The sequence below is a fragment of the Stygiolobus sp. CP850M genome (assembly GCF_037389425.1).
Taxonomy (GTDB): domain Archaea; phylum Thermoproteota; class Thermoprotei_A; order Sulfolobales; family Sulfolobaceae; genus Stygiolobus.
In genome coordinates this window covers 123,787-144,783 of sequence record NZ_JBBHKR010000062.1, presented here as the reverse complement: position 1 = coordinate 144,783, position 20,997 = coordinate 123,787, and the positions used below count along the sequence as shown (strand labels likewise).

Here is a 20,997-nt window from a genome sequence, read left to right as displayed (position 1 = left end):
TTGACGAGTTGAGTAATTGGTTATTGAATAACGATAGTCTGTGAATACTTAAAATGGTAGCCCGCCGTCGCCAACAGTTTCAGATAAACCGTAAAGTTTATATCATTTGATATCATTTAACATTCCTAATCCTTTTAAGGCTATTAAGTAAGCTGAGGCTGTATGCCTATCAAAACCCTTCTCCCTCATCACCTTGTCGTGATCCTCAGAATTTGTAGTACCCTTTGGATTAACTAGAATAACGTTGAAACCCAACCTAAGTCCTTTAATAACACCGTGAACTAACAACTGCTTCTTAGCAAAACGTGAAACCTTCCTATTACCACTCTTACTCCTAGTGAACTTCCTCTTCTTAACTAGGAACAAGTCCTCAAATACAACATAATCAACACCAATCCTTGAAAGGAAATTGAGGGACTCTGATAGAGCATTCAAACGCAAAGCTTTAGCCTTATCCTTAAGAAAACCGTGGGAAACAACCTCACTATACCACCAAGTTTTAGTAGTAACAACTCTACTCTCCTTATTAATTACAACCACATTCAACCTATCACTGTTTAAATCAAAACCGGCAATCAAACCGTAACCATTGGGTTTCGGCGAAGAGAAGTGCTTTAAATAAAGCCAGAGCGGGATTTGGAGGTGGATCATAGGGTAATCCTTGAAACTTACTACAGCACCGTAACCCTCCTCCTTTTTACTCGCTAAATCCTCTAACTCTTTAAGCAATGGTAAATACTCCTTGCCAAAATAAGCTTTGCCAAAAACCCACTTACCCCATGGGTCTTTAACCTTAATTAAAACGTGGTCTTCCAAAACGTGGAACTTAATATTTCTGTTCCCTTTATCACTTTTATTCCCCCTACTACCGAACCAGAACCTCCTTATCCTTGCGTGTATTATCTTACCCTTTTCATCCTCCCTATCCAATAAACCGTCAGTGATTGTCCTAGCTTGCTTCAGAGCAGTTTCGAGGTAAACGTAATTTGGCAAAACGTCGTAAAACTCCTTGGTTAACTCGTCAATACTCTTCCCATCAAACAATGGTTTAATAGCACTCTTGACTACTTGTGAGTAAGCCCTAGCAATCCTAACAACCCTATCCTTATCTTCAAAAATTACCTTACCGTTTATTGTAACGATTTGGAAGTTTTCGAGGGCTTCCCTAGAACAGATAATCCTATTCCTCATCATCTGGTAGGATGACAATTACAATCACCTCCTTTCCAGCGATTTTCCCAGCCTTCTCTTTCACACTCTTAGGGATGTATATTGCATACCTCTTCTCACCGTACTTATCACTACCAGCTGAGGATATGACACCTCTGAAAACTATCTGCTCCATATGTCGTAAGTAGCGGAAAAATTTATAAATTTTTGTGATAACATTAAATTGGAGGGTGCCACTATGAACTCGATGAGCAATGTGAGGGGGAGGAAGGTGCTCAATGAAACTTCCCATGTCGTGGCTGGGAGTCCATACTCCCTAACCTAGGCATGGGGAGGGAAATAAGGGGGATGAGGACGAGAGGTTGAATACAAATTCATGAAACCTCAATGAAAGTCCGACCCCTTTCGAATCTCCTCACTTGTATTGCAGTATCGATAGGAACTCCCTAACTTAAGCACGTCAACCATTTTTAAACTCTTGTGGAGTCTAAGTAAACAGTCTTTTTAAACTCTTGTGGAGTCTAAATCCACAGAAATGATAGATGAGTACAACCCTTGGTGGATTTCTAAAGAGAGAATAAACGAGGTTGAGATTTATAGAAAATATGAAGAGTCAGAAGTCAAATGGGTTCCGGACGTTATTGAAAAGGTGAGCTTGTCCCCTTACTCCCTAAACTTCATTTTCGGCCCCAGACAAGTAGGGAAGTCCACTGTGTTAATATTACTTATAAAGAGGCTATTAGAGGAGGAGAAAATAAATCCTAAGTCAATTTTCTATTTCACTTGTGATAAATTAGCTGATTATAAGGAGTTGGATGAGGTTTTAGAGGAATATATAAAGTTTAAAAGGGCTAACAACATTTCATCATCGTTCATTTTTCTAGACGAGATAACTTATCCTAAGGAATGGCATAGGGCTTTAAAGAGTAGGATAGATAGAGGAGATTTTAGAAACGACGTCCTAGTTGTTACTGGCTCTTTATCGATGTCAGCGAAGAGGGAAATTGAAACTTTCCCCGGGAGGAGAGGGAAAGGCAAGAATTTACTAATGCTTCCTCTACCTTTTTCTAAATACACGCGGTTATTTAACGTTGATATACAAAAGGGTGATTTAAACTTCGTCCTTTCAAACTATATGCGAAATATTCAGTTTCTGCATGAACTTAATGACCTACTTGAAAAATACTTGATCACAGGTGGGTTTCCTAACGCTATAAGGGACTACGTAAAATACGGAAAAGTAAGCGAGGGAACAACAAGTGATTTCATATCCACTGTAGTTAGTGAGCTGACTTCCTCCCCGCCCTGGAAGGGTCGAGGGTTCCCTTCCAGAGGGCTCATCGTTCCCACCATCGATTCGGGTTTACATCTCTCATCTGGTGGGCAGTCGAGTGGCTCAGAGAACCACTCCCACATGAAGAAGGGGGACTTTCATCGCTAAGCTCTAGTCCCTTAAAGGAAAAGGAAGATAACGGTTGCTCCTCCCGCAGTCCCATTAAGCCCTCAATCGAGCCGTGGAGGAGCGTCGTTAGCATCACTAAAAGAAAATTTGACAAAGAGGTATTTAAATATAAGGGGCTATCCATCCCCGCTGGAGAGGCTTTCCGCCCCCTTAACCCCTTTCTTTGTAAATAAGTTGATGAGAAGTGAAACTTTCTTCAAACTCACGATTAAAGGCATAATAGAAAGGACTTCTAGTGATTTCAGTTATCACACTCTCTCCAAGTCATTCGGAGTCGGTACAGTGAAGACTGCGATTAGTTACGTAGAACTTCTACAGAAACTATACTTGCTTAAAGTTTTGAATCAAGTAGACCTACAAGGTAATGTGTTAACTAGGAAAGAAAAGAAATTCTATTTCGTAGACCCCTTCATATACAGAGCTTTCGCTCTTTGGACGTTAACTAATTTGCCCGAAGAGAGTAAATTAGTTGAAAGTGTAGTAATTTCCCATCTTTCTAGGATTTATGACACTTTTTACACCAAGGCGAAAGGAGAGATAGACGCTGTAATAAAAAAAGAAGGAGAAATGTTGGGATTTGAAGTGAAGTTTGGTAACGTTAAGTCCGAAAAGAAGATTTTGGGGAGGATTAAAAAGGTGTATATTTTGAGTAAGGACAAAGTAGAAGATAATGTAATACCCGTTTCAATATTCTTAGGAATGCTCGATGTTCCTCAAGCTATTGAATTAAAAGTATTGGTTTGAATGTGGGACGCTACACAAAAATGAATAGAAGTATGTCAACACGCCTTTATCGGGAAAACTCCGACCGTAAAGGAATGGGGAAACCAGTAAATCTCGTCGTCCACTCCTCCAGAGTGTGTTTGCACCTTCCAAGACGGAAAATGTTGGCGACGACTTCGCATAAACTTTTCGCACTCCTTGGCATGTTAGAGCCATGAAAAACAACACTTGCTGGAAAGCTAGCTCCACTTCGTGTTACTTCTAATTTACTAGTACGACTAAGCCCTTCCGGTATTCCACCAATATAAATACGCAGTCCCACCTCCTTTTTCATGTGCAAACTAGCAGACCGTGCCTAACCAGAATTGGTTACATTCTTCTGGCCTAAGATAAACCGGAAAAAGGTGAGGCTGACGAGTTTAGGGTAATTTTCCACATAAGCCTTTGTAACCCTTCATGTATTTTGTTTACTTCATAGAGAAAGATGATGGACATAAGCAAATACATCATTACATAGCACTGTTAGAGAAAGTAATCGAAATTTTATATTAACATGGGGGGTGTGGGGTGTTCCCCCAATAAAGGTAGCCGGGCCCGGATTCGAACCGGGGTCCCAGGGGCCAGAGCCCTGGATCCTTGGCCGCTAGACTACCCGGCTAAGATTTAATTTTAAAAAATAATCTAAAAAACCTTTCCATCTAGTGCTCAGTGTAATTAACATAAAAACCCTTCCTAAGTGAGTTACATTATTAAATTTAGAAAATTGTGTAACCAGTGTATTCAACGGCTACTTGTACAGTAGTACTGTCACTTAGGCTAACGCTTACCTGATAAACGGTGCCAGGTTGAGGAGTAAAATCGGATTCTGTCGGAAAAGTCAGTGTAACTGTGGTAAGTCCAGCAGATAACGAAATAGGGGAAATGTTACTTGCCGTTACATTGGTTCCTACTATTGACGCAGACACTATTTGTACCTTACCGGTAGAGTGTAAAGTAATAGTAGCTACGTAATAGGTTTGACCTTTACTACTAGTAGAACTCAATGTCCCTGTTCCTACTTGTGTTACTGTGGGTGTACCGCCTAGTGCACCGAATAAACCGAAAGCAAATCCTACAACTACTAAAGCTATTATAACACTAGCAATTACTAAGATTAACGCAGTTACAGCACCACTTAAACCCCTCTTACTTCTCTTGGTGTTAGAATTTTTAAATCGCTCACTTATAATTATCGTTTTCATTGAAAAATAATGAACTTAATGTCTATATAAAATTAACTTAATGAGAATCGTGAATTAAACTAGAATTATTAATGTTAATTGCATGGAATGTAAGAAGTAGTAGGAAAGGGGAGACGTAACTTTAAAACATTCAGAATTTAACTTAGAAACTTTTCTGTACCCCTAGAAGGTAGAGGCTCGTCGTTCAATTTGTCATTAAAGTTTCTAAAGCTGTTTCTCAACTAAATGTACAAATAGATACTAACTCGTCTCTATTCGAATTCACTTAGTACTCCAAACAATCTCAAAAATTCAGGAACTTTTATTTCATAATGACTTTAGAAAGCCGATACCCCCCCCCAAGAACTCATAATTTAATATTAGAATGAAAGTTATATGAAAAATTCAAAAAGTAAAAAACTTTCGTTTTACATATAGATCATTTTCGAATTCATAAATTTTTACCTAGTTTTTAAGGTCTCGTCAGCGTTAAAACTTCTATTATTATTTACATTCACCATATCTAGTCGTAGAAGATAATTTAGAATTATTCTACAATCAATGGGTGTAAATCAGAAAATAAAAAAAGTTCATAATTGACTACAAAAGTGAGATTATTTTATCGTCTCATTATAATACTAATGTGGTAGATTTTGGGAATAAGGTTTTTAAAGTAAGTGTGTAATTTTGATCTTAGCCGGGTAGTCTAGCGGCCAAGGATCCAGGGCTTTGGCCCCTGGGACCCCGGTTCGAATCCGGGCCCGGCTACCTTACTTAGGGGGAAACCCCCACACCCCCACTGCTAACATATGTCTCAATTATCTTATCTAGAGGAGCAATGTAATGATGCCTTTGCTCATCATCCCCTCTCTATAAACTAGAATTGTCATCATGAATAGCGTGTGAGGTGTTAATAGTCCAATTATGATTGAATTTACTCGTCACTATCTGGAGAGAGATAATAGAAGATAAAGTACTTATCATGACTATTTATTCACATATCAATCACTAACATTAAAGTTGTTCACATTTAACAAGTTGGAGTAAATTATAGACAAACCAAAAGCTTTATATAACATTATCACAAGAAATTAATTCATGAGTCAGGGAGAAGGAGGAGTAGACCAATTTTCTAAGTTTGGACTAGGTGAAGGTATAGCTGGGGCACTAGCTGGTATACTTGGTTCTATTGGAATCTCTACTATAGACTCTGGTACGTGCCAATACTTTAAAGGTCGAGAAATTCTGTTCAACTCATATAAAAACAAAGATTTGTATAAGTATTTACCCGCTATCGTATTCCCTAGGAGGGTTACAAAAACTTATGTTCAAAACTACCCAGAACTTACTAGTCCCACTAATTTCGATTTATCTAAGGTAAAGAGAATGCAATCAATTCTGGTCAGGCACGGTTTAGTTGTCTCCACGCAAAGAGATGGTAGGACTGTATATGTTTACATTGGTGGGATACCAGAAGGGTTTATTTATACTAACAAATTAGAAGTAGCACAAGGAGGGGCTAGCTTTTCAGTAAAGGCATATAAATCAATCTTTAAAGATATCAATATTAACCCGCGATTCGGCATATTACCGTTAGTGGTGGATGGTCAATATTATACCAATCCATCTATTAGTCAAGGTGGTGCTGGTTTTGGAGCAGATATAGTAGGGATATTCAACTTTATGGCATCAACTCTGTATGGAATTTTTGATTCTACACCTTTTACACCAGCCTTTATACAGACAAAAGATTTTACGTACGAGATCAATTACGACCTTTTAACTCAATTAAAGAGTTCTACTTCAGCACAGAAGTTTGCTGATACCCCAGCGATTCACCTTCAAATTCTAAACAACTTAATTGCACCTTCTATGCCAGACTCAACTAATTTCAACCCTCGTCTATCATATTACTCCAATCTTGCTACTGAACCCTTTAATAAGGCTATTGAGGGTGCACCAATTTATATAACTTTCGGTGACCGTGGTGAATGCATGGGTTTGCAGTTAAGGGGTTTTGTTAGCTATTTAGAGCCAGTAGCTAATGCTTTTAAAATAACTGTCCCGATGGTGAATAAGGAGGTTATAGTAAGCCCTGGTTTGGCGATTGGTGGAGTTATACAGCCACCTCAAAGTTGGAATTATGATGATTTAGTTAATTGGGCTATAGCTAACGGTATGGGGTTGTCTAGGAATATCTTTGATAAATGGGTGGAGTTAACTTTGTTCGAATCCGATATTATAGGACAGTTGATAGCTAGAGGGTTTGAGGACCTACCAGATCTTGTCCAAGAGCATTTTGACCCCTCGTTTGAGACTGTCGAGAAAGGTGTTGATTACGTGGTAAACGGGATTATAAACGCTTATAGTGCTGGTGGGGAAAATGCTGTAATTAACTTTCTGAAGTCGTTATGAAACTTTCCGAGGAAGAACTGTAACGCTTCTACGTGTAATTTTTTACCCCGGAGTACCGACATTACTTTATACGGATTTCAGTCCATCACTTTATGCCTTTTTACTCTCTTTATTTCCTCAAGAGGAAACATTATTTTTCCTTAATATTCCCTCTGTTGAATTCATTTATAGGATTAATTCTCTTCATACTTGACCTTCTCTTCATTATGGTAGGCAGTTCATTTTAGATCATTCACACACAAAATTTCCGCGATTTTGCCTTTCTAATCCTATCTGGCTCTCTAACGTTGCAAGTAGCTGAGGGAGTTCTCAAGTATGGCTTAACCACAGCTGATCAGGAAGGGCGATAAATTTCTCTGAGTTGTAGCAAACTGATACCATACGCGACGTGATTATACGATCTCTTTGAAAACCTCGATTTCTTGTATTGAAGACGTTGATAGTTACAGTGTGTGGGGATTCTGATGAAGAGAGTTTCCGGGCCCGGCTACCTTTGTTAGGGGTAACAACCCCCACCCACTTTACATGTTCGAACAATGCTGGAAATGCTTTTAATTTACAACTCTGAAATATATTTTATGTTTGACCAACTCTTACAAATTATTCATTATATCGACCAAGATAGAATAATTGATGCTGCTTCTAAGTTACTCGAAATTGTTAAAGATAAAGACGACGAAGAGCTAATGAAAATAGCTGCCGAATTAGAAAAGGAGATAAAAGAGCTAAGAGAAGAGAAGAGTATATTAGAGGTTGTAAGTCTGACTTACGCGACTGAGTTTAAGCACTTACTCGAGGAAATGGAGAACGTGAGAAAGAGGAAGATCAAGTTGCTTTCAATGGAGTTAATAAACAGACTAGGAGGAAACAACTATCTTGTTAAGGAGTTATTGACTCAGAGAAGAGTTGAGGTAAAGCCTCACACATTTATTTGATTATGTATTAATTTCTGAGCGTAATAGTTCACATATCATCTTAATACAAGAATTACGGAAGCGATCATAACTTTACCGGAAAAATTTAACGAGGAGTTATAGCGGACCCGGTGGGATTCGAACCCACGACCACCGGCTGTCTTCCGGCCCCGCTAGGAGGCCGGCGCTCTATCCTGGCTGAGCTACGGGTCCAATCTTATAATCACTTATTCCACTTAAAGGTTTTTCGGATTAGGAGGAAAAGGAACCACATTGATCCCGCTATAACTCACCAACTCATTCAACAAGTCGTAAACCTTCCCCGCCCTCATGATCACTACGAAGTCGTTCGATACTATCACCTTACCGCTCGCAATCACTTCTATGTCAGCTTTCTTCACTGTAACTGCAGCGACTCCTCGGGCTCTCAATTTCCCAGCTAGTTCGCCACTCTTACTTATCTGAGCGTCCAAGACTAACTGGAATTTCACCCCTTTGGACGATAAGAATTCCGAAACAAAGAGTAGGGAATCAAAAACTTCTTCCTTCTCTTTCCTCTTCCCCAGACCGAGATCCCTAATAAAGCCGTCGTCACATATGAAGACTTCGTCGTTGTGGATCACGGAAAGTAACGTGAGTCCTACGTTATACCCGTCCACGATTACTTCTTCCGCGTATTGTACTCTCTTCTCTTTAACAGCCTTTATTTCCTCGTCACTATGGGTACAGCGGTAAAGGAGTAGCCTTTCTTTCGATGTGAGGTTGTACCTTGATGATACTAAGTCCAATGCGGGTTTTCTGTTATACCCCCTATTTATAAGGTATTTGTAGTCCTCATAAGCCCTCAGCAATTGCCGACTTAACAGCATTTATTACATTCTCCTCTGAGACGTTAATAGTCACGTTGCCATAAGTTCCTTTACCTCCTCCCCTACCTCCTAAACTCCTCAACTTTTCTATTATTTTGTCCACCTTGAGGTCTTTACTGACTCCTATTTCCACAACTCTATTTGCTTCCCTTACGGTCATTGACAGTACTACCGTTTTAGGTGATGAGGTCAACTTTCTCATAGCCTCTTTGACAAGCTCGTCGTCATAGATATCCTTAATTACGTAGAGAGTGACGTCACTTACGACATCTTTTCTGGCTATTCTCTCTATCTCGTTAAGTACCATCCTTCTGTAGCTGGAAAGTAACTGTTCTTTCTTCTCCTCTTCCTCTAACAATCTCTTGACCCTAGCCTCTAATTGGGAGGGGGACGTGTTAAGGCTCTTTGACATTTCTTTGATCTTCTCCTCCTGCGCCCTTGCGTATTGAGATACTACGTCCCCAGCTACATACTCAAGCCTTATTACACCGTCTTGTAGTTTCTCTACGTTAATGATCTTTAAAGCACCGATCTCGCTGGTGTTGCTTAAGTGGGTACCCCCACACCCTTCAATGTCCCAGTCTTTTATCTCGATTAGCCTCACCTCAGCCCCCTCAGGGACACCTCCGGCGTATATTGATACTCCGTACTTCATCTCAGCCTCTATTCTATTGATATTGAATGGCCTTACCGGTCTGCGGTCGTTGATCACGTAATTAGCGAGGTCTTCGATTTTCTTTATCTCCTCTTCTGTAGGCATTTTATAATGAGTAATGTCGAGCCTCGCTTTCTGTGGGGTTTTTTCCGCACCTGCCTGCCACACATGTTCGCCCAGGACTTTTCTGGCTGCGGATAAGATCACGTGTGTGCCGGTGTGATGTTTCATTATCCTATATCTCCTCTGCCAGTCTATCTCACCGTAAACAGTAGTGCCTTCCGGTATATTCGCCTCTTTATCCAGTATGTGGATTACGTAATCCTTGACTTTCTGTGTGTCAACTACTTTGTATTCAGTGTCGCCTACCCTAATTATCCCAGTGTCGCCTACTTGCCCTCCCCCTTCTGGATAAAAGGTGGTCTGGTCTAGGACTAGGTAGTTTTTGTAAGAGAGAAGTACTTTACCTTGAAAAGACCTCTGGTACTGATCTTTGTAATAGAGTTTGTTAGTAGATGGTGGTGCTCTCTCCTCTATGATCTTTATGAGGTCTTGTGGTAGTTTCTCTTTCTTTCCTCCTTTTATGGGCGCTGACTGGTGTCTTTTAGCGACTAACGCGTAAAAATTATGGGGAACTTCTACCTTTACGTTGGGATTAATCTTACGGGCTTCTTCTGCCACAATGTCTGGGGGGATACCGTTAGAGTCGTATAGTTTTACTAAATCCTCAGCCGTTATCTCCTTGCTTTTCTTTACCAAAGAGGAGATTGCTGAAGTCGCTTTGCTCATTGTCTCTTCAAACCTCTCCTGCTCGAGCTGAACCACGTCGAGTATATAGTCCTTGTTTTTCAACATCTGCGGGAAGTCTTCCCTCCAGTAATCTATTTGCTCTTTGATCAACTCGTAGAGTTTTACATCACTCCCCAGAATTTTGAGGACTCTTAGTGCACGCCTTATTAAAAGCCTACCTAAATAACCCTCACCTGAATTAGATGGGACTAGACCGTCGGCTAACATCATAGCTATGGTCTTGGTGTGGTCTAGTACTTGGAACACCCTAGCAGCTCTAGTCAGCTCCTCGTTAACAAAGTCGAATTTGAGCCCCATTTTTTTAGCTACTTCTTCTCTATGTCTTACTATTGTTTCGGGCTTATCCGGGTCGATCCTACCGGCTAAAATTGCGGCAGTCTTTAACAATTCGTCGTCTACTTTGTTGGCCCCGATCTTATCGAAGAACTTGTAAACGAGGTTGCCGTAAATCGCGTGAAACGCTGTGGGAGTCTTCTGAGTAAACCACGCCATTCTCTCTACTCCGTAGCCTGTATCCACGATTTTTAGCTTCAAAGGTACGTATTGGTCTCCCTTGATTTCATATTGCATGAATACTAGTGTAGCCAGCTCAAGCCCCCCTACAGTCACCTCAAAAGATGGGCCCGCATTACCTCCACCTTCCCACCACGACTCCTTGAAGTTGAGCTGTTCTTCCGGTATCCCCAGTTCTTCTGTGAAGAACTCCTTTGCGAGAGATACAGTCTCTTCTTTCCAATATACTTGTTTGTCAGGGTAGTTAAAGGCGTGGTGGGCTGCCATTTCGAAAGTCGTCAAGTGCCTGCCGAAGGTGATACCTACGTTGTCTACATCTTCAAGCCTTATACAAGGTTGGGAGATAACTAAGGGATTTGCGGGAGGTGGAACCACACCACTCGTGACGAAAGGCTGGAAATCTACAATACTCGCTATAGTCAGGTATAGGTCCTCCCTCCACCTAGCTAACACTGGTTTGGGCGGAATTATGGTATGTCCTTTCCTCTCAAAGAACTTTAGGAACTTATTTCTCGCTTCTCTTACGGTGAGGGGAGGGGACTTTATGTCCAGATCAAAGAAGTAGTAGTCCGTACAAGGTACGTCACTACAAACTTCACGGGATTTGTCTTTAGCCCAGAAAGGGGTTGAACAAGACTTACATGTTTTTCTTTCGTAATTATTTGATAAAAAGAAATTGAGTCTGTACTCGCTTTCACTTACTTTCATAGATTAAAATGCGTGGAGAGGTGTTAAAAAGAGTTTTCTTATCCGAATAGTGAGGCTAGACCGCCACCAATCTCCTCTTCACTAGGTCCCTTCTTCTCTTCTTCCTCCTTCTTCTCCTCCTTCTTCTCAGCAGGAGCAGCAGCCTGAGCAGGAGCAGCAGCCACAGCTACTGGCATTGCAGTAGCGTTCTTGAGGACTTCGTCGATGTTTACTTCTTTTAGGGCAGCTACTACAGCCTTTAACCTAACTTCGTCTACGGTTATACCTGCAGCAGAGAGTACGTTTTTGAGGTTATCTTCATTTATCTCTTTTTTAGCTGAATGTAATAAGAGGCTCGCGTAGATGTATTCCATACTGTATCAATCCTCTTTAACCGACAAAGCAATATATAAAATTTTCATTAACCGAATAGTGAGGCTAGACCGCCACCAATCTCCTCTTCACTAGGTCCCTTCTTCTCTTCTTCCTCCTTCTTCTCCTCCTTCTTCTCAGCAGGAGCAGCAGCCTGAGCAGGAGCAGCAGTTGGTACTTGTATACCTAAGTCTACTTTACCACTAATTGCTCCAGCAAGTGCATATGCCTTAGCCATAGCTCTTGATATTACCGCTTGTGCAGTCTCAGGAGTTATGTAGCCTATTTCAGCAGCTAAGGACATAGCATTTCTTGCAGCTTTCTGTGCGGTGACCTTCAGAACTTCTGGCACTGGATAGGCTATCTCTACAGCTAAGTTGAAGGCGTTAAAGTGAGCTTTCATTACTTGATCCTTGTACTCGTCTAAGTTAATCGCCAGTTGTTCGCCGGGTATCAGTATGCCTCCTTCATATGCGACTTTTATGCTGAGCTTTATATAGACGGGCATTATCCCTAACTTTTGTAGTATAGGTATAGCATCGGGAGGAATTGGATCGCCAGGTTTAGCTATCACAGTATCTTGTAAGACGTGTACTTTACCGTCTTGAACCTTAGTCTTAACCTTAAGCTTACCGAAAGTGCTCAGTATAGGACCTGCAGGCATTCCAGTGTCTCCGGCTGGTATTACTACTTCTTCATCTGCCTTGTCTCCAGGCATTGCATACCTCTTTAGTTTAAACTTGGAGAGGAATAAGTGGAGTTCGAACGGGTTTGCTCTGGTGAAAATATAAGCGTTTGACCCAGTGAGATAAGGTTTGAAGTTAGATGCGTCAATACCAGCTTTCTTAAGGGCTAATTCGAACAAACTGTTCTTAGTTACTTTTATCTCAGCTTTCCCTCTCAATTTCTTTCTAATATCGTGCAACTTGTCAGCTGGGAATCCTTGTATATCCGCGATTATTATTGTAGGGTACTCCTTAAGCTTTTGGGTTAGTTCTTCTACTTCCTCTATCTTCCATTTCGGAATTTTGTGTTGAGTTACTACGGCCATCTTAATCACTTCATATTAACTTTTACTACTTTACCCATAGTGGTTTTTACATATATCGCTCTCAAAATACCTTCAACTCTAGTCTTATTTTCGATAGCGTTAAGTACAGCTAAGGCATTGTCGGCTAGATCTTCAGGCTTCATATCTTCAGTCCCTATGAAAGCTTGAACATGGGGCTGGTCTTTTGTCTTAACTAGTGTTGATCTCTTAAACCTATTAACGTATTCTGAGACGTCAGAAGAGTTTGGAAGGGGAACCGGGAACTTTCCTCTAGGACCCAGTGCGGGTCCAATTATCCTACCAGCTAATGCCATAGATTCCTGAGATATCAAGAACCAATCGTTCTGTCTTGCAAGTTTCTTCACTGGTCTCTTCTGCCCTTGTAATTTTTGTAACTCTTCTTTGGTTAGGATGACGTTCGGTTGAGCTTTCTTGACTGATTCTAACTGCTCAAAGGAAGGCACTACGAGAACTTTCCTAGCCTTTGTCGGAGCCTTAGGTAGCGGGACTATCTCCCTTAGTTTTATCTCTCCTTTTTTCATATCTACTCCTTTAAAAGTTACTATTACGTCAACGCTCTGAGTGAAGTTCCTCTTAGGATTGTTTGAAGGGTCTAGTGCTTGTTTTAACGCTTCCTCTAGACTATTTCTGTCAGCGATCATAATTTCACCCTTCTACCTCATTCCATTTTTGCTCATATTTGGTTAATAAGTCATCATACTTACCTTGTTCTACTTCTTTTACGACCATCTTTGGATCTTTACCCTCTACTGTAATTCCTATTGATCTCGCAGTCCCTAGAATGCTCTTTACTGCAGCCTTTAGGGTCTTAGCTGTTAACTGCGGCTTCTTCTTTATTGCTACGTCGATTATCTGCTCCATCTTTAAGTTCCCTATCTTCTTGTGCTCGGGGTCACCAGAAGGTGCTTCAGCACCTACAGTTTTGAGAAGTAAGGATGTGGTGGTTGGAACACCTACCTTTATCTCATATTTCTTGGTGGAAGTGTCAACTTCTATAGCTACAGGTACTGTCATGCCTTTGAATTGAGATGTTGCCTCATTTATTTTCTTTACAACTTCACCTACATTTAGTCCTAGTTGTGAGAGCGTAGGACCCAGTGGTGGGCCCGGCTTTGCGTTTCCTCCTTCAACTACGATTTTTATTGACTTTGTGGGCATAAGCTTATCACCTTACTTTTTAACGGGTTTGACTTGGTCAAGGGGAACTGTAACCTGAAGAGGAAATGATGATTCTAAAATATTTAAAACTACTTCATTCTTTGCACTATCTAATCTCTTTACTTCCGCTTGCATACCTCTAAAAGGGCCGCTCACAATCTCTACTATATCGCCCTCTTTCACAGTAGGTATTGCAACGGTCTTAGAGACGAATTTGACTACATCTTCTTTTTGGACTAATCCATGGGCTACTCCTTTTACGTGTCTTATGCCAGTAGCTACCAGTTTTACTACATGTGGACCAGAGGCTTCTACAATGACATAACCCTTGACGTTGGGCGGGACAATAATTGAATAAATCTCCTTAACGTTATTTGTTTTGATCCTCTCTTCGATCATCAAGGCTACGTTTATTTCCTGACCAGCCGTAACTCTTACTGCGTAATAGTTCCTGAATCTTGGTGCTTCCAATATATTCACCTATTTTATAATTAGGGTAACGGAAAGTTGTATTATATACGCGAGGATCCCGACAACTCCGACTACAAGTAGTGTAAGCTTAATGCTGTAGCTTAACATATCCTTGTCAGGTTTTTTAGCTACGCTGGTTATCAATTTCCAATCGTCCTTGAGTTTTTTAAGGGACTCTAACAATGCCATATGTAGATAGTTTTTGACCATAATTTTAACTTTAACTACTGAAATATTCTCTTTATAAACCAGTCCGGATCGAAGGGAACTAAACTGTCATATTCTTGTCCTATTCCCAAGTAGATCACGGGTTTCTTAAGATCGTAAGCTAATGACAAAACTATTCCTCCTTTTGCGTCAGCGTCCACTTTAGTGAGTATTACTGCGTCATAGCCGATATTATTCTCGAAATATCTAGCTTGTTCAAGAGCGTCGTTACCAGCAAGTGAATCAAGGACTAATATCCTTAAGTCCGGCTTTGTTATTCTTACAACCCTCTTGAGCTCTTCAACTAGGTCAGCGTCAACGTGCATCCTTCCCGCAGTGTCAATTAGCACCACGTCTATGTTTCTGCTTTTTGCAGAATTTATGGCGTCAAATGCGACTGCAGCAGGATCCCCACCGTATTTCCCCCTAACTAGGGGTATTTCGAGCTTTTGTGCGTGATAAGCCAGTTGTTCTTGAGCAGCTGCCCTGAAGGTGTCAGACGCAGCTATAATGGAACTAATACCGTTTTTCTTCAGCATGTACGCTACTTTAGCTATTGTCGTGGTTTTTCCAACACCATTTACGCCGAAGAAGACAATCACGTAAGGCTTCTTACCTTTGCTTTTTATTTCTTTTACCAAGTCGAAGCCTCTGTTTTTTGTAAGGATCTCTTCTATAGATTTTTTTAGAGAATCTGTTATTATTTTCTCTATCTCCTCGCTTCTACTAACCTTCTTTCCTACTAGGGAGTTTTTCAGGTCTTCTAGTATCTTTTCCGACACTTCGTAGGAGACGTCAGCCTCGAGAAGTTGGTATCTAAATTCTTCAATTAATTCTGCTATGTCATCCTCCTTTATAGTCTTATATTTGAGGAAATCGAAGAAAGAGAAACGTGATTTAGACTTCTCCTCAGCCTTCTTTTCGTCTTTAAGTTTTTCCGTTACGGATTGCGGAGGAGACTGAGTATTGGGTTGAGGGATTTGGTCAGTGGGTTGGGGAGGAAGAGGTTGAGGCTTTGCTTCTTGTGGAGGTTTTTGATCTTCTTTTGATTTCTGTTGAGCTGTTTCTTGGGGGATTTGGACATTCTGTTGGATTCCAACTTTTTGCTCCTGCTCGGGTTTTTTCTCCTCTTCCTCTTTTCCTGTTACTTTACCTAAAAAATTAGAAAGTGCTTTCTTTAATTTATCGAAACAAAATTATCCACCTGTTTGAGCTTGGGCTTGGATAGCGGATAGAACTTGTGCAAGCTGGTTATAAGCCTCTATTGATTTAGCCAGTTCGGCTTGTAAAGCTTTAGAATAATCGTTTAGTTCTTTTTCTTTATCGTCTAGTATTTTCTTTGCAGTCTGCGGATCTACTTCTATAAAGTACTGCATTCCTAAGTGGACTATTACTTTCACGTTGTTTATATTACTCACCTTAAACATGACATTACCTTTCCTATCTCCGATCATTATATACTCCTGATTACCTTTACTTATCTCATCTATTGCACTTTTTGAGGATTTAACTGACTCAATTGAGTCTAAGACCTCGGTTAAGGTTTTCTGGAGAGTATCTATATACTCTTTAAGTTCCACCGCTTGCTGGTAAAGAGCCCCTACGTCTATGGCTATTTGTCCACTTTGTTCTCTCTCACTCATGCCACTCACAATATTATCTTTTCTAACTTTACTAAATCTCTTGTTGTTTTATCGTTTATCTCTTCAGGTTTGACCTCCCTTATTTCCTCGATTCTAATGTTATACCTCTTAATCTTGTTTTTACTTCCGAAATCACTGTATATTTTTTCTAGTGCTTGTTTTTCGTTTAATGCCCTTATGTACTTAACGAATTTTTGCCTTGTGGGAAATCTAGACTCGTTAAATAATGCCGTTCCTCTGACCATGAAAATTTTGATCTCGGACATCAATCATTAAATGCTCTTTGGATTCTTAAAATCTCTGGTCCGGTAGTGGACGAGCCAACAAGGACTCCGTTCTTGTTTGCAATTAGTCCACTTCTTATAAAGACGCTTCCAAAATTAACAGTTCCCGTATCCAGCTTCACCTTGAAGAATTCGGACAGTTCTGTTAATTCCTCTTCTGTAACGTCTACGTGGACTAACCCAGCTTTGTCAGTTACGACTCCTACTGAACCCACAGTGATTATATTAGCTATACTACCCCTCTTCACGGCTTCAACTTGAACAACTTTTCTAATCTTCTCTACCTCTACGTCTGTCAGTTCTTTGTACAATAAAGCAGCATGTGAGTTCATGAGTATTATGTTACCTAATGCTGTAGGCTTGATATCTAAGATCTCAACTCTCACATCTTTGGCTTGTTGTTTTATGCTTTGGTACTCATCGTCTGTAATGGTCTTGGGCAGAATGATCACGTCGTTGTTACCGGAGACCAAGATGCCTACAAGTACGCTCTTAGCCACTGTAGTCTGGATTACCTCAGTCTTTAAAACTTCCTGAATCTTATCTAGAACTAGTCTGTCATCTACCTTGGGTAAAATAGTATACTTATCATTAGTAAAAACGTATATTCCTATATTATCTGTCCCGAATATTGAAAGCTTGTCTAAATTCATTCACTCTTAAGTGCGAGAGTAACTAAATATATCTTTTCCCCTACCTTTCTAACATTTATCCTTACTTTTCTCACAATCTTATCCCTACCGTTAGTAGATACTGCTCTAGCTAGTATTGGATCGATTATGACCCTCTCCGCATCAAAATGTCTTTTGACAATGCTCCTGATCATGTTGAGTGTCCTTCTAGCCCTCACGTTTCTTCTACCCATGAATGCTCTTCTGAAGTTCACTACCATCTCGAAATTGTCCTTTTCTTTCTTAGCCCTCTTTTTCTCGGCAGTTTTTTGCTCCTTCTTCTCACTTTTCTTCTCTTGTTGTACCTCTTGCTTAACCTCGGTCTGTTTTTGGGGTTGTTGTTCTACCTGCTGTTGAGTAGTGGTTTGTTGGTTTTGAACTTCTTGTACTTCCTGATTGTTTTGTTCAGTCATCTCGTTACACCTTCAGGCTATTCCTTCTCCAATTTCTTTTAAGAGGGTTAAATCTGATTTTAGCATTAGTTTTTAAAACTACCCAAGCCGGAATGGCTGAGTTACTTTTAATCGCTTTTGCGAGCCTCAGTTTTTTACCTAAAGGCTTGTGCTTACTCATTTCCATCCCCTTTCCTTAATTGTTATTTTGAAATCTTTTTTAGTTTGAGAGGTGAGTTGTGCTAAAATTTCCTTTAACTCCTCGTCAGTTAAAGGAGCCTGAATCCTCCCTGCTTGTGCTAAGGCTATTAATTGATTCTCAATAGCTTCAGCTATTTCTGGCTTTACGAGCTTTACGTTTGCTAATCTTTGCCTAGCTTCTGGTGTTAATATAACTCGTAAGATTGCTTCTTTCTTGGCTTCAAGTTCGGCTTTTCTTTGCTGTTCTTCTAAAACTTTTCTTTGTTGCTCTACTGCCTTCCTTCTTAATAACTCTTGTAGTTCTTCATCGTATTCGTCACTCATAATAATCACCTAATTACTCTAAATACTTTTTCAAATCAGTTCTTTTCTCAGCCAGCTCTTTAAATATTTCGTATGATAATTTGTCCAAAAGCGACCTTCCTTTAGGAGAGAGAACTCTACCTTGTTTCGTCTTAGCAATTAACCCGGCTTTCTCAAGCTGACGGAATATGAGGCGGTTAGCGTGACCAGGACCTCTTACTGATATAGGTGGCCTAGTCCCTCTCCTCTTTAATCCTCCATAAATCCTTCTCGTCTCACCTACTCCTAAAGGCTGTTGCATATAAACTCTCCTGAGCAATGAAGCAGCCCTTATATACCACCAGTTTTCTGGGTTATCCGGAACCCTTTCTTTGAAGCTAGCTGTTTTTGCATATAGAGCCCAATCTGGAGGTTGTAACTCCTTAACGTTCTCTTTTAAGTACTCACTGAGCCTTTTGATCAGCTCGTCGGCTGGAACCATATTTACAGTTATCATACGCCTACTAATCACTCATTTAAGGTTTAAAAGTTAATCTGACTTTCTAATTTCGATGGATAATGAGATTTTACATAGCCGATGAGGCTTCGATACTAAAGGGCGAAATAACTGACGTTTATTTCGATAGAGCCGTAAGGACTTTAGAGCATTTAGGATTTAAGGAAGTCAAAGTTAGAATGGAAATACACTCCTATGGCCTCCCTAAGGATTACCAATGGGCAGTTTTTACCGGGCTAGAAGAAGTGTTAAACCTCCTTGAAGGAAAAGATGTAACTGTCTACGCGATGCCTGAAGGTACACTCTTTAAGGAAATTGAACCAGTTATGATAATAGAAGGTAACTACTTAGATTTCGGTGTCTATGAAACAGCTTTTCTCGGGATTTTAAGACATTACTCAAGCATATCTACAAAGGCAGCTAGGATAAAGAGACTGGCATTAGACAAGACAGTTTTATTCTTCGGATTAAGGGCGGTTCATCCGGCTATAGCGCCGATGGTGGATAGGGCTGCTTATATAGGAGGTTGCGATGGCGTATCGGGAGCCTTTAATGAAAAAACTTTAGGCGTAAAACCGTCGGGAACTATGCCTCATGCGTTAATGCTGTCTGTAGGTGATAACGTAAAGGCGTGGAAAGCCTTCCACGAAGCAATGCCACCTGATGTACCGAGAATAATACTTGCCGACACTTTTGAAGACGAGAGAACCGAAGCACTAAAGGCAGCTCAGTTACTCAAGGATAAGTTGTATGGAATCAGGTTAGATACACCTTCAAGTAGAAGGGGGAATTTTAGGAAGATAGTTCAAGAGGTTAGGTGGACTCTTAACATTCACGGTTTTACTAACGTTAAGATATACGTTAGCGGTGGAATAGATGAAGATGATATTATACAATTAAGGGATATAGTTGATGGCTTCGGTGTCGGAACAAGTATAGCTAATCCACCTGAAGGTGTTGATTTCAGCGCCGATATTGTAGAAAAGTTCGAAAACGGTAAGTGGATACCCTTCACTAAAAGAGGAAAATGGCCTGGAGCAAAACAAGTGTACAGATGCGGAGATACTCCAGATACAGATGTAATTACATTACTCGACGTACAACCTCCAAGACCAGAGTGTAAACCACTGTTGAAAAAGGTAATGGAAAGGGGTAAGATAATTACTGATCTACCGTCTGCAAAAGAAATAAGAGAATACGTTCTGGAACAGCTAAAAAAGCTTCCTAATTAATCTATAACTATTTCCTTAGTATTTTCTAAGCTTCTATTAAATGCTATTTCAACTATGGGTTCCATTCTTCTGATAGCGTTATATAATCTCAGATTAACTGTCCTTATAGCTATCAGTATCCTGTAGTTCTTTATATTAGAAGTTGAATTCTCTATGTTTGTAGCTTCGCTTATTAAAACCCTCCTGAGGGTTCTGAGTTCTTCCATAGTCTCGTTTATCAATTTAGCGTCTTCTTTGGCAAGGACTTTCATAGTATGGTCTATTATTGCTGTAGACTGCTCTATTAAGTCGAACATGTTGTTCCAGTAATTTTTGACTTCTTCAAGTTCCTGAGGTGTGAGAGTCAACAAGTCAGTAGCAGCTTCGCTTATTTCATCAGCGGACTCCTCAATCGCCTTTATTAATATTCTATTTCCTATAAGCTGTATCCTTTTAACACCTATCATGTAAGCCAAGCTACGATTAGATTGTGAAAGGATTAATTGCCTTAGAGCTAGATAATAAAGTCTATCAACCTCCTTTTCTAACTCTATTGTTTCTTGCAGGAATGTCCTACTACCCTCCTTTATACCCAGGCTTAAGTAATGGAGCATTTGCTTCAGGTTGTTAATTAGCCTGTTAAGTAAGCTTGTCATGGTGTATTTCGTGGGATCCAAGAAGGACTGTATTTGAATATAATCCACGTTCTGAACCGTAATTTCATATCCTATTAGACTTCTTACTGCTTCTTTCACCTTTCTCAGTATGTCTTCACTAAACAGCTTGTCTTTGCTCTCTATCTCGATCTTGTCAAAGCCAAGAATGTACAAACCGTAAATTATCCTCGTGACTATTTCGGGCATTATATTGTTTGAAAGAAGCACTTTCACCTCTTTAGTTGCGTTTTGTAGTTTCATATTTGGTGGATATACTTTCAGGCTTCCGTCTTCATCTACCTCTAAGTATACACTCTCCCCTGGTGATAATCCTACCTCTTTTACCCATTCAGCAGGTAATGATACCATAAGTGTCGATTTACCGAATTTCTGAACTCTACGAACCTCCATTTTTACTCACT

At 40.2% G+C, this 20,997-nt stretch carries 25 protein-coding genes, 3 tRNA genes and 2 pseudogenes; 6 read left to right on the top strand and 24 right to left on the bottom strand.

Features of this window, described 5'->3' with window-relative positions:
* Positions 1–102: 102 nt before the first annotated feature.
* Positions 103–1,194, bottom strand: a complete 1,092-nt coding sequence (locus tag WIW89_RS07305; RefSeq protein ID WP_337720284.1) for a hypothetical protein — start codon at positions 1,192–1,194, stop codon at positions 103–105.
* Entirely contained in the window at positions 1,181–1,345 is a 165-nt protein-coding gene (locus WIW89_RS07300; protein WP_012717777.1) for a hypothetical protein, read from the bottom strand. The genes WIW89_RS07305 and WIW89_RS07300 overlap by 14 nt, the downstream gene beginning before the upstream one ends.
* A gap of 360 nt (positions 1,346–1,705) precedes the next feature.
* Here WIW89_RS07300 and WIW89_RS07295 point away from each other — a divergent pair.
* A pseudogene (locus WIW89_RS07295) lies at positions 1,706–2,233 on the top strand (ATP-binding protein); the annotation flags it as partial.
* Between the two features lie 158 nt (positions 2,234–2,391).
* Here the strand turns inward: WIW89_RS07295 and WIW89_RS07290 are convergent.
* Positions 2,392–2,666: pseudogene (locus WIW89_RS07290) on the bottom strand (hypothetical protein).
* A gap of 143 nt (positions 2,667–2,809) precedes the next feature.
* On the opposite strand from WIW89_RS07290, the gene WIW89_RS07285 reads away from it, so the two are divergent.
* Positions 2,810–3,376 carry a DUF4143 domain-containing protein gene (locus tag WIW89_RS07285; protein WP_337720267.1) on the top strand — a complete coding sequence of 189 codons (567 nt, stop codon included), beginning with the start codon at positions 2,810–2,812 and terminating at the stop codon, positions 3,374–3,376.
* A gap of 564 nt (positions 3,377–3,940) precedes the next feature.
* On the opposite strand, the gene WIW89_RS07280 is transcribed toward WIW89_RS07285, so the two are convergent.
* Positions 3,941–4,013 (bottom strand) — tRNA-Gln (locus WIW89_RS07280).
* A 97-nt stretch (positions 4,014–4,110) separates the two neighbouring features.
* Complete coding sequence (locus tag WIW89_RS07275) at positions 4,111–4,596, bottom strand: DUF973 family protein (RefSeq protein ID WP_337720266.1); 486 nt, start codon at positions 4,594–4,596, stop codon at positions 4,111–4,113.
* Between the two features lie 674 nt (positions 4,597–5,270).
* Between WIW89_RS07275 and WIW89_RS07270 the strand changes: the two genes are divergently transcribed.
* Positions 5,271–5,343 (top strand) — tRNA-Gln (locus WIW89_RS07270).
* 6 nt (positions 5,344–5,349) lie between these two features.
* On the opposite strand, the gene WIW89_RS13610 is transcribed toward WIW89_RS07270, so the two are convergent.
* Positions 5,350–5,394, bottom strand: a complete 45-nt coding sequence (locus tag WIW89_RS13610; RefSeq protein ID WP_443296363.1) for a hypothetical protein — start codon at positions 5,392–5,394, stop codon at positions 5,350–5,352.
* A gap of 279 nt (positions 5,395–5,673) precedes the next feature.
* On the opposite strand from WIW89_RS13610, the gene WIW89_RS07260 reads away from it, so the two are divergent.
* Together WIW89_RS07260 and WIW89_RS07255 are read left to right on the top strand one after the other, a co-directional pair.
* A complete protein-coding gene (locus WIW89_RS07260; RefSeq protein ID WP_337720265.1) occupies positions 5,674–6,990 on the top strand; it encodes a hypothetical protein in 1,317 nt (438 codons plus the stop codon).
* 578 nt (positions 6,991–7,568) lie between these two features.
* Positions 7,569–7,925: a hypothetical protein gene (locus WIW89_RS07255; RefSeq protein WP_337699307.1), complete on the top strand. Its 357-nt coding sequence runs from the start codon at positions 7,569–7,571 to the stop codon at positions 7,923–7,925.
* A 102-nt stretch (positions 7,926–8,027) separates the two neighbouring features.
* Here the strand turns inward: WIW89_RS07255 and WIW89_RS07250 are convergent.
* The 17 genes from WIW89_RS07250 to WIW89_RS07170 all read right to left on the bottom strand — a co-directional run bounded on the left by WIW89_RS07250 (position 8,028) and on the right by WIW89_RS07170 (position 18,708).
* Positions 8,028–8,117, bottom strand: a tRNA-Arg gene (locus WIW89_RS07250).
* Between the two features lie 23 nt (positions 8,118–8,140).
* A complete protein-coding gene (locus WIW89_RS07245) occupies positions 8,141–8,773 on the bottom strand; it encodes a DUF434 domain-containing protein (RefSeq protein ID WP_337720264.1) in 633 nt (210 codons plus the stop codon).
* Positions 8,739–11,459 (bottom strand): alanine--tRNA ligase, encoded by a 2,721-nt coding sequence (alaS, locus tag WIW89_RS07240; protein ID WP_337720263.1) that lies wholly within the window; start codon positions 11,457–11,459, stop codon positions 8,739–8,741. The genes WIW89_RS07245 and alaS overlap by 35 nt, the downstream gene beginning before the upstream one ends.
* Positions 11,460–11,497: 38 nt before the next feature.
* Positions 11,498–11,812, bottom strand: coding sequence for a 50S ribosomal protein P1 (rpl12p, locus tag WIW89_RS07235; RefSeq protein ID WP_156005426.1), 315 nt, complete (start codon positions 11,810–11,812; stop codon positions 11,498–11,500).
* Positions 11,813–11,859: 47 nt separating this feature from the next.
* Complete coding sequence (locus tag WIW89_RS07230; protein WP_337720262.1) at positions 11,860–12,870, bottom strand: 50S ribosomal protein L10; 1,011 nt, start codon at positions 12,868–12,870, stop codon at positions 11,860–11,862.
* Positions 12,867–13,523, bottom strand: a complete 657-nt coding sequence (locus WIW89_RS07225) for a 50S ribosomal protein L1 (protein WP_443296352.1) — start codon at positions 13,521–13,523, stop codon at positions 12,867–12,869. Before WIW89_RS07225 ends, WIW89_RS07230 begins: the two co-directional genes overlap by 4 nt.
* Before the next feature lie 4 nt (positions 13,524–13,527).
* A complete protein-coding gene (locus tag WIW89_RS07220) occupies positions 13,528–14,040 on the bottom strand; it encodes a 50S ribosomal protein L11 (RefSeq protein WP_337699314.1) in 513 nt (170 codons plus the stop codon).
* A 12-nt stretch (positions 14,041–14,052) separates the two neighbouring features.
* On the bottom strand, positions 14,053–14,511 hold the full coding sequence (locus WIW89_RS07215; RefSeq protein ID WP_337699315.1) for a transcription elongation factor Spt5: 459 nt from the start codon (positions 14,509–14,511) through the stop codon (positions 14,053–14,055).
* A 9-nt stretch (positions 14,512–14,520) separates the two neighbouring features.
* The gene (locus WIW89_RS07210) at positions 14,521–14,700 is read right to left on the bottom strand and encodes a SecE/sec61-gamma family protein translocase subunit (RefSeq protein WP_337708756.1); all 180 of its coding nucleotides are present in this window, start codon (positions 14,698–14,700) and stop codon (positions 14,521–14,523) included.
* Between the two features lie 35 nt (positions 14,701–14,735).
* Positions 14,736–15,698, bottom strand: a complete 963-nt coding sequence (gene ftsY, locus WIW89_RS07205) for a signal recognition particle-docking protein FtsY (RefSeq protein WP_337720282.1) — start codon at positions 15,696–15,698, stop codon at positions 14,736–14,738.
* 216 nt (positions 15,699–15,914) lie between these two features.
* The gene (gene pfdA / locus WIW89_RS07200) at positions 15,915–16,361 is read right to left on the bottom strand and encodes a prefoldin subunit alpha (RefSeq protein ID WP_337720261.1); all 447 of its coding nucleotides are present in this window, start codon (positions 16,359–16,361) and stop codon (positions 15,915–15,917) included.
* Positions 16,362–16,366: 5 nt separating this feature from the next.
* Positions 16,367–16,627, bottom strand: coding sequence for a 50S ribosomal protein L18Ae (gene rpl18a, locus WIW89_RS07195; protein WP_337699321.1), 261 nt, complete (start codon positions 16,625–16,627; stop codon positions 16,367–16,369).
* Entirely contained in the window at positions 16,627–17,298 is a 672-nt protein-coding gene (locus WIW89_RS07190; protein ID WP_337708758.1) for a translation initiation factor IF-6, read from the bottom strand. Before WIW89_RS07190 ends, rpl18a begins: the two co-directional genes overlap by 1 nt.
* The gene (locus WIW89_RS07185; protein ID WP_337720281.1) at positions 17,295–17,537 is read right to left on the bottom strand and encodes a 50S ribosomal protein L31e; all 243 of its coding nucleotides are present in this window, start codon (positions 17,535–17,537) and stop codon (positions 17,295–17,297) included. Before WIW89_RS07185 ends, WIW89_RS07190 begins: the two co-directional genes overlap by 4 nt.
* Before the next feature lie 196 nt (positions 17,538–17,733).
* The gene (locus WIW89_RS07180) at positions 17,734–17,889 is read right to left on the bottom strand and encodes a 50S ribosomal protein L39e (RefSeq protein WP_337699325.1); all 156 of its coding nucleotides are present in this window, start codon (positions 17,887–17,889) and stop codon (positions 17,734–17,736) included.
* Positions 17,886–18,233 carry a DNA-binding protein gene (locus tag WIW89_RS07175; RefSeq protein ID WP_337699328.1) on the bottom strand — a complete coding sequence of 116 codons (348 nt, stop codon included), beginning with the start codon at positions 18,231–18,233 and terminating at the stop codon, positions 17,886–17,888. Before WIW89_RS07175 ends, WIW89_RS07180 begins: the two co-directional genes overlap by 4 nt.
* A gap of 13 nt (positions 18,234–18,246) precedes the next feature.
* Positions 18,247–18,708, bottom strand: a complete 462-nt coding sequence (locus tag WIW89_RS07170) for a 30S ribosomal protein S19e (protein ID WP_337708761.1) — start codon at positions 18,706–18,708, stop codon at positions 18,247–18,249.
* Between the two features lie 62 nt (positions 18,709–18,770).
* Here WIW89_RS07170 and WIW89_RS07165 point away from each other — a divergent pair, with 62 nt between their 5' ends.
* Positions 18,771–19,940 (top strand): nicotinate phosphoribosyltransferase, encoded by a 1,170-nt coding sequence (locus WIW89_RS07165; protein ID WP_337720260.1) that lies wholly within the window; start codon positions 18,771–18,773, stop codon positions 19,938–19,940.
* Here the strand turns inward: WIW89_RS07165 and WIW89_RS07160 are convergent.
* Positions 19,937–20,986, bottom strand: a complete 1,050-nt coding sequence (locus WIW89_RS07160; protein ID WP_337720259.1) for a phosphate signaling complex PhoU family protein — start codon at positions 20,984–20,986, stop codon at positions 19,937–19,939. The genes WIW89_RS07165 and WIW89_RS07160 overlap by 4 nt on opposite strands.
* Positions 20,987–20,997 lie beyond the last annotated feature (11 nt).

What these genes read in the sequence shown, in the direction of transcription:
- WIW89_RS07180 (WP_337699325.1), bottom strand. Translation starts at nt 17,889, where the DNA reads ATGAGTAAGCACAAGCCTTTAGGTAAAAAACTGAGGCTCGCAAAAGCG.
- WIW89_RS07300 (WP_012717777.1), bottom strand. Translation starts at nt 1,345, where the DNA reads ATGGAGCAGATAGTTTTCAGAGGTGTCATATCCTCAGCTGGTAGTGAT.
- rpl18a (WP_337699321.1), bottom strand. Translation starts at nt 16,627, where the DNA reads ATGTCCGAGATCAAAATTTTCATGGTCAGAGGAACGGCATTATTTAAC.
- WIW89_RS07185 (WP_337720281.1), bottom strand. Translation starts at nt 17,537, where the DNA reads ATGGTAGTGAACTTCAGAAGAGCATTCATGGGTAGAAGAAACGTGAGG.
- WIW89_RS07170 (WP_337708761.1), bottom strand. Translation starts at nt 18,708, where the DNA reads ATGATAACTGTAAATATGGTTCCAGCCGACGAGCTGATCAAAAGGCTC.
- WIW89_RS07285 (WP_337720267.1), top strand. Translation starts at nt 2,810, where the DNA reads ATGAGAAGTGAAACTTTCTTCAAACTCACGATTAAAGGCATAATAGAA.
- WIW89_RS07160 (WP_337720259.1), bottom strand. Translation starts at nt 20,986, where the DNA reads ATGGAGGTTCGTAGAGTTCAGAAATTCGGTAAATCGACACTTATGGTA.
- WIW89_RS07220 (WP_337699314.1), bottom strand. Translation starts at nt 14,040, where the DNA reads ATGCCCACAAAGTCAATAAAAATCGTAGTTGAAGGAGGAAACGCAAAG.
- rpl12p (WP_156005426.1), bottom strand. Translation starts at nt 11,812, where the DNA reads ATGGAATACATCTACGCGAGCCTCTTATTACATTCAGCTAAAAAAGAG.
- WIW89_RS07255 (WP_337699307.1), top strand. Translation starts at nt 7,569, where the DNA reads ATGTTTGACCAACTCTTACAAATTATTCATTATATCGACCAAGATAGA.
- WIW89_RS07175 (WP_337699328.1), bottom strand. Translation starts at nt 18,233, where the DNA reads ATGAGTGACGAATACGATGAAGAACTACAAGAGTTATTAAGAAGGAAG.
- WIW89_RS07275 (WP_337720266.1), bottom strand. Translation starts at nt 4,596, where the DNA reads ATGAAAACGATAATTATAAGTGAGCGATTTAAAAATTCTAACACCAAG.
- alaS (WP_337720263.1), bottom strand. Translation starts at nt 11,459, where the DNA reads ATGAAAGTAAGTGAAAGCGAGTACAGACTCAATTTCTTTTTATCAAAT.
- WIW89_RS07260 (WP_337720265.1), top strand. Translation starts at nt 5,674, where the DNA reads ATGAGTCAGGGAGAAGGAGGAGTAGACCAATTTTCTAAGTTTGGACTA.
- WIW89_RS07305 (WP_337720284.1), bottom strand. Translation starts at nt 1,194, where the DNA reads ATGATGAGGAATAGGATTATCTGTTCTAGGGAAGCCCTCGAAAACTTC.
- WIW89_RS07245 (WP_337720264.1), bottom strand. Translation starts at nt 8,773, where the DNA reads ATGCTGTTAAGTCGGCAATTGCTGAGGGCTTATGAGGACTACAAATAC.
- pfdA (WP_337720261.1), bottom strand. Translation starts at nt 16,361, where the DNA reads ATGAGTGAGAGAGAACAAAGTGGACAAATAGCCATAGACGTAGGGGCT.
- WIW89_RS07210 (WP_337708756.1), bottom strand. Translation starts at nt 14,700, where the DNA reads ATGGCATTGTTAGAGTCCCTTAAAAAACTCAAGGACGATTGGAAATTG.
- WIW89_RS07225 (WP_443296352.1), bottom strand. Translation starts at nt 13,523, where the DNA reads ATGATCGCTGACAGAAATAGTCTAGAGGAAGCGTTAAAACAAGCACTA.
- WIW89_RS07165 (WP_337720260.1), top strand. Translation starts at nt 18,771, where the DNA reads ATGAGATTTTACATAGCCGATGAGGCTTCGATACTAAAGGGCGAAATA.
- WIW89_RS07190 (WP_337708758.1), bottom strand. Translation starts at nt 17,298, where the DNA reads ATGAATTTAGACAAGCTTTCAATATTCGGGACAGATAATATAGGAATA.